Genomic DNA, 12,032 nt, shown 5'->3' with positions numbered 1-12,032 from the left:
AGTTCTGGCACGCAGTTTTCAGAAATCAGTCTATGGTGAAATTAAGTGCCACGGACCGGTGGCGCCTTCGTCCGTGCGGCAATCGAATTAGAGTTGTAACCATGAAGTCTTGGCGCTTGCTACGTACCGTTCTCGCCCTGGGGTTCGCCCTTGCCGGGCTCACGAGCTTTGGTGCCGCGCAGGCCGCGGATCCACTGCCGTCTTGGAATGATGGCGAGACCAAGCAGGCCATTATCTCTTTCGTAGAAAAGACGACGAAGGAAGGGGCCTCCGACTTCGTGCCACCCGAACAGCGCATTGCTACGTTTGACAATGACGGCAACCTTTGGGCCGAGAAGCCGATCTATTTCCAACTGCTCTATGTGATCGACAAGGTTAAGGAGCTCGCCCCACAGCACCCGGAGTGGAAACAGCAGGAGCCGTTTGCCTCGATATTGAATGGCGATCCCAAGAAGGCACTCGAAGGCGGCAAACCGGCCCTGATGCAGTTGGTTGCTGCAACCCATTCCGGGATGACCGGAGAAGAGTTCCAGCAAAGCGTGAAGAAGTGGCTGGCCACGGCGCGGCATCCGGAAACCAGCAAACCCTACACCGAGATGATCTACCAGCCGATGCTGGAACTATTGAGTTACCTGAGGGCAAATGGCTACAAGACGTTTATCGTTTCTGGTGGCGGCATCGATTTTCTGCGTGCATTCGCGGAAACGACTTATGGCATTCCCCCCGAGCAGGTTGTCGGTAGCAGCCTAAAAGCCAAGTACGAAATGCGCGGTGACAAACCGGCTATCGTCAAGCTTCCCGAGGTCGATTTGATCGACGATAAGGCTGGTAAGCCTGTCGGCATCTACCAGAATATCGGCCGCCGTCCCATCTTCGCGTCCGGTAATTCCGATGGGGATTTCGAGATGCTGCAGTGGACCACCGCCGGCCGTGGGCCGCGTTTCGGCTTGCTGCTCCACCACACCGATGCGGAGCGCGAGTGGTCCTACGATCGCAAGTCCCATGTCGGTCAGCTCAACAAGGCCCTCGATGTTGCATCGAAAGAGGGTTGGACGGTCGTCGATATGAAGAACGACTGGAAGGTGATATTCCCCTGGGGTGATCGACAGGGCACACCTCGACAATAGGATTTTTTGAAGTTTCCCGGGAGCCCGCCTGCTACTCCCGGAAGGCCGTATCCGGGGCAGGCTGGATTCCGGGAGGAAATGATGTATTTGTCCTCACTGCGCGGGTTGCTGCTCGTCCCATTATCACTACTGCTGTTTTACCACGGCGCCGTACAGGCGCAGGAAAAGCCCAATATTCTCGTGATCTGGGGCGACGATATCGGCATCACCAATATCAGCTTCAACAGCCGCGGCCTGATGGGCTACCAGACCCCGAACATCGACCGCATCGCCAAGGAGGGGTTGTCGTTCACCGACTACTACGGCCAGCAGTCCTGTACTGCCGGACGCGCGGCCTTCCTCGGCGGCAACGTACCGGTGAGGACGGGCATGACCAAAGTCGGTCTTCCCGGCGCCAAGGAGGGTTGGCAGGAATCCGACGTGACTATTGCCACGGTAATGAAGAGCCTCGGCTATGTCACCGGCCAGTTCGGCAAGAATCACCAGGGCGACCGCGACGAGCACCTGCCGACCAACCACGGTTTTGATGAGTTCTTCGGCAACCTCTACCACCTGAACGCGGAGGAGGAGCCGGAGAATCGGGACTATCCGAAAGATCCGGAATTTCGCAAGAATTTTGGTCCGCGCGGCGTGATCCGCTCTAAAGCTGGTGGGGCTATCGAAGATACCGGTCCATTGACCAAGAAACGCATGGAAACCATCGACGACGAAACCGTGAACGCCGCGATCGATTTTATCGAGCGAGCCCACAATGACGGAAAACCTTTCTTCGTCTGGTGGAATGCGACCCGGATGCACTTCCGCACCCATGTACGCGAGGAGCACAAGAATCTCGCCGGACCTAACAGCAACGTATATCAGGATGGCATGGTGGAGCACGACCAGCATGTGGGTAAACTGCTGGATACACTGGATAAACTCGACATTGCAGACAACACCATCGTCTTCTACTCCACCGACAACGGGCCGCACTTCAATACCTGGCCCGATGCTGGGACCACACCGTTCCGCAGCGAGAAGAATTCGAACTGGGAAGGTGCTTACCGCGTGCCGGCCTTCGTCCGCTGGCCGGGCAAGTTCCCTGCGGGCAAGACGTTGAATGGAGTCGTCTCGCACGAGGACTGGTTGCCGACGCTCGCGGCAGTGGGTGGCAATGCCGATATCAAGAAACAACTGCTGAACGGTGTGCGGCTGAACGGTCGCAAGTATCGCAACTATATCGACGGCTACAACATGCTGGAATACTTTAGTGGCAATACGGATAAGTCACCCCGGCATGAATTTATCTACGTCAATGACGACGGCCAGATTGTGGCGATGCGTTACGACGCGTGGAAGGCGGTGTTCCTGGAGAACCGGGGAAAAGCCTTTGGTGTATGGATGGAACCCTTCACCGAACTGCGGGTGCCGTTGATCTTCAACCTGCGCCGCGATCCTTTCGAGCGCGCCCAGCACAATGCCAACACCTATTACGACTGGCTGCTCGAGCGGGCCTTCGTACTGGTGCCTCTACAGAAGATGGCCGGGGAGTTCTTGCAGACGATGAAAGATTACCCGCCTAGCCAGACTCCGGGCTCGTTTAATCTGGAGAAAATTCAGAAGCAGTTGGAGGCTGGCGCTGGCGGCAGTAACTAAGAGGGGTGCTATCAGAGTCAATATCGGCTGAAATACGGCTGGTAATCAAACGCAAAGGCCTGTGCCGGAAACGGCACAGGCCTTTTTACGCTCTGCCGCTGGGTACTCTTGGGGCTAGTTACCCGTCGCGATTGGACTGTTAACGCCCTGTTCCTCGAGCGCCTTCGTCATGTGCTCGTACCGGCTCTGACCAGTGGCTAGGATTCTGCAGCGGGCGCGGGAATACGTGCCTGTCGGTATACTGTCGCGGGGCCGTTCCGATCTATTTGCCCCAAAAGTGATTGCTTCGTCCGCGTCAAACGCCGTTACTGTGGCGCCTTGTTGATAAACTCTTCGACCACGTTCGACATATCGAAGCTCTTGCCACCCTGGACCGGCGGATACTCCTTCAGTGATTGCAGATGCTGCTGCATCAGTGCGCCCATCGGCTGGATCAGCCAGGAGACCTTCTGCATCAGATGGCCGTAGGAATCCGGTGAGTCATAGCTTTCGTAGGGGTCCATGCGGATGTTGAACACGAGCGGAACCGTGCGCGGCACCAGGTTTGCGTAGTAGTCCTCCTTTGTGGAGAAGTGGAATTTCCACGGTCCCATCCGCACCGCAGTCAGTTTGCTTTCGTAGTAGTAAAAGATGTAGTCGCGAGCAGATTGCTTGGATTCACCCAGCCAGTAGGGCAGGTTGTTGACCCCGTCGATGTATTGCTTTTTCTCCTGCATCATTTTCTCGGCCACATCCTGTACGCCAGCCGCCGCTGCGAGCGTGGTAAACAGATCCTGGTGGCCTTGGATACCGTTCAGTTCCGCGCCCGCGGGGATATGTCCCGGCCAGCGCGCCATCATCGGCACGCGAACTCCGCCCTCAAAGGTCGTCATCTTTTCGCCGCGGAATGGCGTGGTTGCGCCATGGGGCCAGCTGCTGTGTTCCGGGCCATTGTCGGTGCTGTAGATGACGATGGTGTTGTCCGCGAGCCCCTGCTTATCGAGCCAGTCCAGCACCACGCCGATATCGTGATCGTGCTGTAACATGCCGGCGCCGTGGTAGTCGGCTTCACTGGTGTATTTTTCCACCTTTTGCAGCCATTCGTCGTCGATACGGGTATAGAGATGCATGCGGCTGGTATTTAGCCACACGAAAAATGGCTTACCCTCATTCTTTGACGCCTCCATGAACTTCAGCGCGCGCGGGATGACCTCCTCGCTATCGAAGTTATGCATGCGTTTCTGGGTAAGTGGGCCTGTGTCCTCGATTTTCTGTTTGCCGACGACGCCGAAGCGCGGGTCCTCGGTATCGTCCATGTCGTCGGTGGCGAGTGAATGGATTACGCCGCGGGTGCCGAAACTCTGCTCGTATTTTTCCAAGTCCCCGGAGAATTTCTTGCCGAAGTTCTGGTAGTCGCGCTGTTCCGATTCTTCCTGGGTGTTCAGGTGATAAAGGTTGCCGAAGAATTCGTCGAACCCGTGCACGGTCGGCAGGTGTTCGTTACGGTCGCCAAGGTGGTTCTTGCCAAAGTGACCGGTGCGGTAGCCGGCGGATTTCAGCACTCGCGCCAGGCTGGGGGATTCCGGCTGCAAACCCAGTTTGTCACCGGGTTGGCCGACGGTAGTCATGCCGGATCGAATTGGATACTGGCCGGTAAGGAACGCCGCGCGCCCGGCCGTGCAGGAGGGCTGTGCGTAGTGATCGGTAAACAGGGCGCCTTCTTCGGCGATGCGGTCGATGTTCGGCGTGCGATAGCCCATGACGCCGTGTTCATAGGCGGTCAGGTTCGTCCAGCCGATATCATCGCCGAAGATTACCAGGATATTTGGCTTGCTGCCTGCGCTATCTGCACGCTTAGCAGCTTGAGCCTGCCTTTGGGCCGGCGGAGATTGTGCCGTTGTGGTCGCTTCGGGCGTCGTCTGTGGCGCCGGCGACGGTTTTGAGTCTGGCAGCGTGTCCTGCATCTGTGCGGGCTGTTGTGCGGTCGCGGCCTCGGCGGTTACTGCGCGGTCCCGAGTTTCCTGCTTTTGGCCCGCATCTTCGTCCTTACCGCCACATGCAGCCAGCAAAGCCGAAAACAGCAAAGCGGAATAGAAAAGGCGCATAGATAAACCCCTTTCACTAGAAGATGCATTTTTTCACATGTTGGAGTTATTGAATTGCATCTTTCTTGGTCAGTTCAAAGTCGATGAAAAACTCAACGAGTAGCGTTAGATATGAAATGATAGCTCGCCAATTCCCTGCAAATGAGAGGCAGATGTAAATCTGGCATCGGTTACTTTTGGCGGGCTTTCCAGTGGTAAATGTCGATCCGATACTACAGGCGCCAGGTTTTTAGTCGTTGCTGCGGGGGCGTGTACTTGCCTCCCCATGCTTTTTGAAGTGCTCAAGGCGCCCTTTTTGCTTGGCTAGAGGTTGTAGACGGCGGGCTGTTGGCAGAGAAGCCAATTTCGAACCCTTCGGGCACTTGAGCAGTGCCTGGATGCAGAACGATAGCAGGCCGATATCAGAGTGATATATAGGTTGGCGGGAATCACTGGTTTAAGTAATTCACTATGTATGTAGCGATCGCATCGGGTTGCTCGGAGCTCAGTGCGTGGCCGGCATCCGGGATTTCGATATAGGTGACTTGATCACCGAGTTCCTGTTTGAGACGGCGGCCAGCGTTTTCCGGGGGCGCGATAAAGTCCTCGGCCGCCTGGATCAGCAGAAAGGATTTGCCGCCGGCTTTCTTGTAGAAGTCCGGATTGATCATATTGGCTGCCAGCATCTGTGCCGCGGCCAGCTCCGGATACCAGCCGGTAAGCCAGATACTGGCATCATTGCCTTTAGCGAAAAATGCACAATCGATATATCCGACGCGTTCCTCGTCCGGTAGCTTGAGATTGAATGAGTTTTTCAGGCAGGTCTCCTGCTTCTCATCCATCGTAAAATTTCCGCCGGAAGCCATCAGTACCAGGTGATCCACATATTCCGGGTAGAGGGTGGCAAAGGTGCGCGCGAGTCGATTGCCGAAGGCGTGGCCGATAAAGTTCGCCTTGTTGATGTTTAGGTCATCTAGAACGACCTTGATATCCTGAGCGAACATGCTCATCGATGCGTTTGCCGGTGTCAGATCGCCACTGCTTTTGCCGGCTCCACGGGGTTGGATCAACACAACCTGATAGCCGGCTTCCGCGAGCCTTGTGGTGATGGTGGAATGGTACTGCTCTGTGTAATCCTCAACCCCGCGGCCGAGCGACGGGATTATGACCACATAATCTCCTTCATCGCGTTTCTTCGCATAGATGCGTACGTGATTATCCGCGTTCATGTGTCGCACTATGGTGTCTGTGCGCAGAAATTTATCGGCACCAGCCTTCTGTTGTCCGCAGGACACATGAAGCGAAGAAAGTAACAGGGCGATGCAGATGTACAGTGGGTATCCGTCTAGAGATTTCACGAGCGTTTCTCGAAAGCCCCACGCTTCGCCTCGCGGCAGTGGATAAGTTTTATCGGAACAACCGCCCACCGCGAAACCTGCAGACTCTATCGGGCATTTTGGGCCGGTGCCTGTTGAATGCGCAGTTAGGGCGTATACCAGATCGGGCTGGAGAAGGCGCGCTCCTGATGTGTCATCGGCACCTTCTTGTCGATGTCGACGCCGAAACGCACCTTGTCGTATAGCGTCCAGCGCGGTGTTGGGATTTCCAGAACGCGGACGTAATACACCGCTTTGTGTGCCGGGTTGAATTCCTCGTCTTCGAAATAGCCGATCAGCTGCGGAGCGCCAATATCGTTGGTGTATTTGGCTGTTTTCAAGTCGACGGTATTGCCGACTTTCTGAATATGCCCCTGGCCATCCTTCTTGCGATCGCCAGACCACTTCACGTTATAAACCTTTTCGTGGGTCTCGCCGTTGCCATCCACCCAGCCTTTGACAATCTGTACGCGATCGAGGTTGGCGCCGATGGGGTCTTTCATCGCAGCCACCAGGAAGGTCATCCGCTGGCCACTCTCGGCGCCATTCAATCGGCTGCCCATGGGGACGCCTTTTTCATAGCCGGACGCGGCAATATCGCCTTCGGCATCCCGCTCGTCGAAGTCGAAACCGCCGAAGAAACGCAGTTTCATGCGCGGACCGGTAGTAGCGAAGGTTTCCTTGCGCATCATCGCGTCCCAGATGGCCTCGCGGGTATTCTCTTTCGCCCAGACCCCCATGATCCCGGAAGCGGCCTGCTCCCAACCCATAAAATCGCCGCTTTTGCCCTCGATCAGTGGAAAGTTCCAGCGCTCCTTGTTACTGGGTTCCAGCGTTTTGAACTTGCCGAAGAAATTATCTTCATCGGCGGTGGACAGGCCGGTGTGGGTGTCGGTGGCGGCGTTGGCGCCGTACTGGAACGGATTGGTGCCGAGTTCGTCCTGCAGGCGCATGCCGGATTTCAATGCCTCGCGCCAGTACTCGGTTTTTACTGCGCCTTTGGGCTTCGGTACCATGATCAGGTTGCCACGGTCCCACAGGTCCCAGTTGGCGAACTCGTCCTCTGGAGACAGGGAGGGGTGAGACTCACTCTGGCCCTTGATCTGGGTGACTTCGAATAGCGGCTCGTATTTCGCACGCATTTCAGCCCACTCGCTGGTCATTGCTGAGCCGTCGAACTGCTGCTCCTCGAACATGCGGCCATTGGACAGGTTGCCGTTGTGGGGAATGGCTAGTACGCGGCCGCCGGTCTTCTGCTCGTACGCCTGCATCCATTCCCAGAGTTTCATTGGATCCTGGGTCTGGAATGTCGTCAGTGGCAGCAGGCTGCGGGTGCGGTCGGCACCGTCGCGGAAAATGACATTGCGGTGCAGGTTGTTGCCGCCGTCCGCATTTACCGTCCATTCGAAGGCGATGAAGGTGGTGAACTCTCCGGGTTCGTAAAATTTCTCGGCGGCATCGACCGTTTTCTCCCAGGCCGACTTCATCCACTTGGGGTCCGTCACCTGTTTCGGTAGCCGCTCTTCGGACTGCATCGTGATCAGTTCGCTCTTGGCTTCGGCGGCCCTTTTCGGGTCACCGGAATTCAGCGCTTCGCTCCATTTCTTGATGGTCGCATCTTCCAGCATCTCCGGATTGCCGGCGATAATCTCATTGATGACGCCCATGCCATCGGAGTGGTCGGTGATCATGAACCAATCATAGGGTCGGTTGAGTTTTGCCTTGAGGCCGGAATTGGATTTCACTTCCTGGCCGAGGGCAAAGCGGTAGGCGTCTTCCGGCGTCACGATGGCGCCATCCATGCCGGCATCGGCGGACCAGCCGGTGTGCACATGGCTATCGCCGAAATAGACATTGTTCGGGTAGTCGGCGGAAGTAGCGGATGCGGTATCGGTGGCTGAACCGGTAGCAGGCTGGGTGTCGGATTCGCTGGCGGAATAGGAGTTGTCTTTGGTGGAGATATCCTTCGAGTCCGGGGTGGCAGTGCTGAACTCCTCGCCGACAATCTGTTCGTCCGCAGAGCCGCGGTCTTCGACAGTGCCTTCCTGATCGTGGCGGTCGCCACCGCAGGCAGCCAGGGAAGAAACCAGGAGTAGGATCGGGTAGAACTGTCGCATTGCATGCCTCATGCGCTTCCGTGGGAAGTGGTTTCGCTTGATGTGGTTGCGGGCCGTAGCATATCCGCTTATCAGTAATAGCAGAGCGGAGTGTCTTGCTAGCGGTGACGGATTACTGGTGCGTCATTGGCTTTGTAGACGGCTATGCAAAGGCGTACGGCAGTGGCGCGGTAAAGTTCTTTCGCCGGATACCTCACTCATGAAAGAAGGCCGTTACCATTTCTTCTTGTGTTCGAATAGGCGCGTGAAATAGCCTCGGACTTCGCGTTATGATCCACCGACACAACTAGTTGCAGCAGGCCGCACAGGATTTTCAGGAGAAGCTATGGCCCAGGGTTCAAAAAAAGCGGTTCTTTACGCAATCTGCGTCAATGCGATTGTCACTGTTCTGAAGGGTATGGCGGCACTGGCTACGCACTCGGCGGCTATGATGAATGAGGCGGTGCACAGCCTCATGGACACGCTCAACCAGGTGTTTCTGCTGGTGGGCCTGATTAGAGGTGGGAAACCGGCAGATCGCGAATACGCCTTTGGCCACGGACAGAAGAAATACCTGTGGAACCTTTGGAGCGCCATCGGCTTGTTCTCGATTGGTTGTGGACTCGGCCTGGCCCATGCCTGGCACGCTTATCATCAACTACATGTGTTTGAGCGGCCGACCTCCGTTGCGGTTCTGGGGCTGGACATAGCGCCGATATGGATCTCGGCAGTGGTACTGGCGATCGCCCTGGTACTGGAAGGCTATGTACTGCTCGTGGCGGCAAAGGAATTCGCACTGCGCATGCGTGCTGCCGGCAGAAAGAACCCGTTCCGCTATCTGCGCGAGGCCGACGATCCGACCCTGTTGGCGGTGTTGCTGGAGGACACCATCGCCGTCACCGGTGTGATCCTCGCCGCCACCGGCATCGCGATGACCCAGGTGACCGGCAACAAACTCTGGGATATTGGCTTTTCCGTGATCATCGCGGCGATGCTCGGCGTCACGGCCATTTTCCTGGGCATGATCAATATGCGTTTTCTGACCAGTATTCGCGACCAGGAGGCCGAGCGCGCATTCAAGGACATCTGTAGCACCCATCCAGAAATTGAGCGCTACCACGATATCCGGTCGGTCATCGTCGACGAGACCCATACGGTGGTGGTGGCCGAGGTGGAGGTGCGCGAGGAGCGGCTGGTGGGCGATCTGCGCGTGCGTATCGATGCGCACGAGCGCGCATTGTTGGCGCGCGTGCCGGAGGAACGGCTGAACGACCGGGTGCGCGAGTATGCGGAGACGCGCGCCGTGGTACAGGCGACGCTGGAGCGAACCGAGCGCATTGTCGACGAGCTGGAAGCGGAGCTGAAGGAGCGCTGCCCGCAGGTGTTCCATCTGACGGTGGAGGTTGAAGGCATAGCGCCGTCGTCGAAGCTGGACGATCCCGAGGCCTTGTTATCTTGAGGCGCAATCGCTAGTCTTCCGGCCTTTGCCGCACCGGCACTTGTGCGCTATTAATGACTGAAATTAACTGTTTCGGTCATTAATGCCGGCTGTGCCTACACCGCCTTTTCCGCCGCACAGGCGATCCCACTGCATCAGACGTAAGCAGGTTTATGAGCAACAAAGACAAGCGTCCACTTTATATTCCCCACGCCGGCCCCTCGCTGCTGGAAATGCCGCTGCTGAACAAGGGCAGCGCCTTTACGCTGAAAGAGCGTATCGAATTTAACCTGGTCGGACTGCTGCCGAACAATGTCGAGTCCATCGAAGAGCAGACCCGCCGCGCCTATCACCAGTACGAGCAGTGCCGCACGGATCTGGAGCGGCATATTTACCTGCGCGCGATACAGGATGACAACGAGACCCTGTTTTTTCACCTGATCGAACAGCACATCGAGGAGATGCTGCCGATCATCTACACGCCGACGGTCGGGGACGCCTGCGAGGAATTTTCCAATATCTACCGCAACCACCGCGGCCTGTTCGTGTCCTATCCCGACCGCGAATATATGGACGATATCCTGCGCAGCGCCACCAAGGAAAATGTGAAGGTGATCGTTGTCACCGATGGCGAGCGGATCCTCGGCCTCGGCGACCAGGGTATCGGCGGCATGGGTATCCCGATCGGCAAGCTGTCCCTGTACACCGCCTGCGGCGGAATCAGCCCGGCCTACACGCTGCCGGTGACACTGGATGTCGGCACCAATAATCGCACCCTGTTGAACGATCCGATGTATATGGGCTGGCGCCACGAGCGTATTTCCCAGGAGGAGTACGACGAATTCGTGGCCGAGTTTATCGCCGCAGTGAAACGCCGCTGGCCGAAGGTGCTGGTGCAATTCGAGGACTTCGCCCAGACAAACGCCATGCCGCTACTCGAGCGCTACCGCGACGACCTCTGCTGCTTCAATGACGATATCCAGGGCACCGCGGCGGTCGCCCTTGGTACTATCCTCGCCGCCTGCAAGACCCGCCAGGAAACCCTGGCCGAGCAGCGCGTGGTCGTGGTCGGGGCCGGCTCTGCCGGCTGCGGTATCGCCGAGCAGATCGTCTGTGCGATGGTAGAGGGCGGCCTCAGCGAAGTGGAAGCGCGCGAGCGGATCTTTATGTTCGATCGCTACGGTCTGGTGACATCGGACATGAAGGGGCTGCACGGTTTCCAGGCGCGCCTGGCTCAGGATCCGCAGAAGCTCGAGGGTGTGGGTGAATGGGATCTGGCCACGCTGATTGGCAACATCAAGCCGAGCGTCCTGATCGGTGTATCGGGGCAGGGCGGCCTGTTTACCCAGTCCGTCATCGAGGCGTTGCACGCCGGCTGTTCGCGCCCGTTGGTGCTGCCGCTGTCGAACCCCACTTCGCGTGCCGAAGCGACGCCGGCCGAGATACTGGAGTGGACCCGCGGCGAGGCCCTGGTAGCCACCGGCAGTCCCTTCCCTCCGGTGGAGCTGCAGGGCGAGAGTTTTCCCATCGCCCAATGCAACAATGTCTATATATTCCCCGGCGTCGGTCTCGGTGTGATTGCCGCTGGCGCCTCCCGCGTTACCGACAATATGCTGATGGCTGCGTCAAACGCCCTGGCGGAGGAGTCGCCGGTGGTGAAAAGCGGCGAGGGGGCACTGCTGCCATCCCTGTCGGACATCCGTGCGGTCAGCAAGAGTATCGCATTGGCCGTGGGCAAGCAGGCCCAGGAAGATGGAGTCGCGCCGGTAGTCGACCAGCAGAAACTGGAACGCGCGATCGAGCGCAACTTCTGGACCCCGAACTACCGCCACTACCGTCGGCGGGCATACTAAGCCGCAAAAGGGTTGCGTAGGCACAATGGTTGTTCAGCCGTTGTGCCGGTCGCGCTTTGCCGGGCTAATTGGACTCCAGGCGCAGTACTTCGTAGCCGTGCGGCTTGGGCACTTCATCGTAATAGTCTTCGAATTTGGCGAACAACTCTTTGACCTTACCGGTGGCCTGGTCGGCGTCTTCTTTACTCTTGTAGATGCCGATAATCACTCGCTCGCCATTTTCATCTCCGCAGCTGATCCACTGCTTTAACCCGGGAATCGACATGATTTCCGGCGTTAATACCTCGATTCTTTTATCGATAGCTTCGTAGTCGGCCGGTTTGACTTTGTAAGTGGTTATACGTGCGTACATTGTTAGCCTATTTCCTATCTGGTCATCCATCGGTGATCCCGTCAGCTTAGTTAAAGGTAGCCGCACCTCTCGTGGAAAGCATTTGCCGAAAA

At 57.3% G+C, this 12,032-nt stretch carries 8 protein-coding genes; 4 read left to right on the top strand and 4 right to left on the bottom strand.

The features are described from left to right. Positions 1-101 precede the first annotated feature (101 nt). Both BLW36_RS03545 and BLW36_RS03540 read left to right on the top strand, forming a co-directional pair. Positions 102-1,127: an HAD family hydrolase gene (locus tag BLW36_RS03545; RefSeq protein WP_091385224.1), complete on the top strand. Its 1,026-nt coding sequence runs from the start codon at positions 102-104 to the stop codon at positions 1,125-1,127. An 81-nt stretch (positions 1,128-1,208) separates the two neighbouring features. Further along, positions 1,209-2,762, top strand: coding sequence for an arylsulfatase (locus tag BLW36_RS03540; protein ID WP_170833102.1), 1,554 nt, complete (start codon positions 1,209-1,211; stop codon positions 2,760-2,762). A gap of 305 nt (positions 2,763-3,067) precedes the next feature. On the opposite strand, the gene BLW36_RS03535 is transcribed toward BLW36_RS03540, so the two are convergent. The 3 genes from BLW36_RS03535 to BLW36_RS03525 form a co-directional block, all read right to left on the bottom strand. Continuing rightward, positions 3,068-4,846, bottom strand: a complete 1,779-nt coding sequence (locus tag BLW36_RS03535; RefSeq protein ID WP_211567125.1) for an arylsulfatase — start codon at positions 4,844-4,846, stop codon at positions 3,068-3,070. 428 nt (positions 4,847-5,274) lie between these two features. Continuing rightward, positions 5,275-6,054 carry an alpha/beta fold hydrolase gene (locus BLW36_RS03530; protein WP_091385220.1) on the bottom strand — a complete coding sequence of 260 codons (780 nt, stop codon included), beginning with the start codon at positions 6,052-6,054 and terminating at the stop codon, positions 5,275-5,277. A 254-nt stretch (positions 6,055-6,308) separates the two neighbouring features. Then, positions 6,309-8,318: a DUF3604 domain-containing protein gene (locus BLW36_RS03525; RefSeq protein ID WP_244506114.1), complete on the bottom strand. Its 2,010-nt coding sequence runs from the start codon at positions 8,316-8,318 to the stop codon at positions 6,309-6,311. Positions 8,319-8,643: 325 nt separating this feature from the next. Between BLW36_RS03525 and BLW36_RS03520 the strand changes: the two genes are divergently transcribed. Both BLW36_RS03520 and BLW36_RS03515 read left to right on the top strand, forming a co-directional pair. Next, the gene (locus BLW36_RS03520) at positions 8,644-9,756 is read left to right on the top strand and encodes a cation diffusion facilitator family transporter (RefSeq protein WP_091385216.1); all 1,113 of its coding nucleotides are present in this window, start codon (positions 8,644-8,646) and stop codon (positions 9,754-9,756) included. Positions 9,757-9,908: 152 nt separating this feature from the next. Then, positions 9,909-11,588, top strand: coding sequence for an NAD-dependent malic enzyme (locus BLW36_RS03515; RefSeq protein ID WP_091385214.1), 1,680 nt, complete (start codon positions 9,909-9,911; stop codon positions 11,586-11,588). A 64-nt stretch (positions 11,589-11,652) separates the two neighbouring features. On the opposite strand, the gene BLW36_RS03510 is transcribed toward BLW36_RS03515, so the two are convergent. Further along, positions 11,653-11,940, bottom strand: coding sequence for a hypothetical protein (locus tag BLW36_RS03510; RefSeq protein ID WP_091385213.1), 288 nt, complete (start codon positions 11,938-11,940; stop codon positions 11,653-11,655). Between the last annotated feature and the right edge of the window lie 92 nt (positions 11,941-12,032).

Source organism: Microbulbifer marinus (assembly GCF_900107725.1).
Classification (GTDB): Bacteria; Pseudomonadota; Gammaproteobacteria; order Pseudomonadales; family Cellvibrionaceae; genus Microbulbifer; species Microbulbifer marinus.
The sequence above is the reverse complement of the archived record's forward strand: the minus strand, read 5'-3'. Positions and strand labels throughout refer to the sequence as shown.

Bases quoted from the DNA above. Each gene is read 5' to 3' on its own strand.
- BLW36_RS03545 (WP_091385224.1), top strand. From the start codon at position 102: ATGAAGTCTTGGCGCTTGCTACGTACCGTTCTCGCCCTGGGGTTCGCC.
- BLW36_RS03540 (WP_170833102.1), top strand. From the start codon at position 1,209: ATGTATTTGTCCTCACTGCGCGGGTTGCTGCTCGTCCCATTATCACTA.
- BLW36_RS03535 (WP_211567125.1), bottom strand. From the start codon at position 4,846: ATGCGCCTTTTCTATTCCGCTTTGCTGTTTTCGGCTTTGCTGGCTGCA.
- BLW36_RS03530 (WP_091385220.1), bottom strand. From the start codon at position 6,054: ATGAACGCGGATAATCACGTACGCATCTATGCGAAGAAACGCGATGAA.
- BLW36_RS03525 (WP_244506114.1), bottom strand. From the start codon at position 8,318: ATGCGACAGTTCTACCCGATCCTACTCCTGGTTTCTTCCCTGGCTGCC.
- BLW36_RS03520 (WP_091385216.1), top strand. From the start codon at position 8,644: ATGGCCCAGGGTTCAAAAAAAGCGGTTCTTTACGCAATCTGCGTCAAT.
- BLW36_RS03515 (WP_091385214.1), top strand. From the start codon at position 9,909: ATGAGCAACAAAGACAAGCGTCCACTTTATATTCCCCACGCCGGCCCC.
- BLW36_RS03510 (WP_091385213.1), bottom strand. From the start codon at position 11,940: ATGTACGCACGTATAACCACTTACAAAGTCAAACCGGCCGACTACGAA.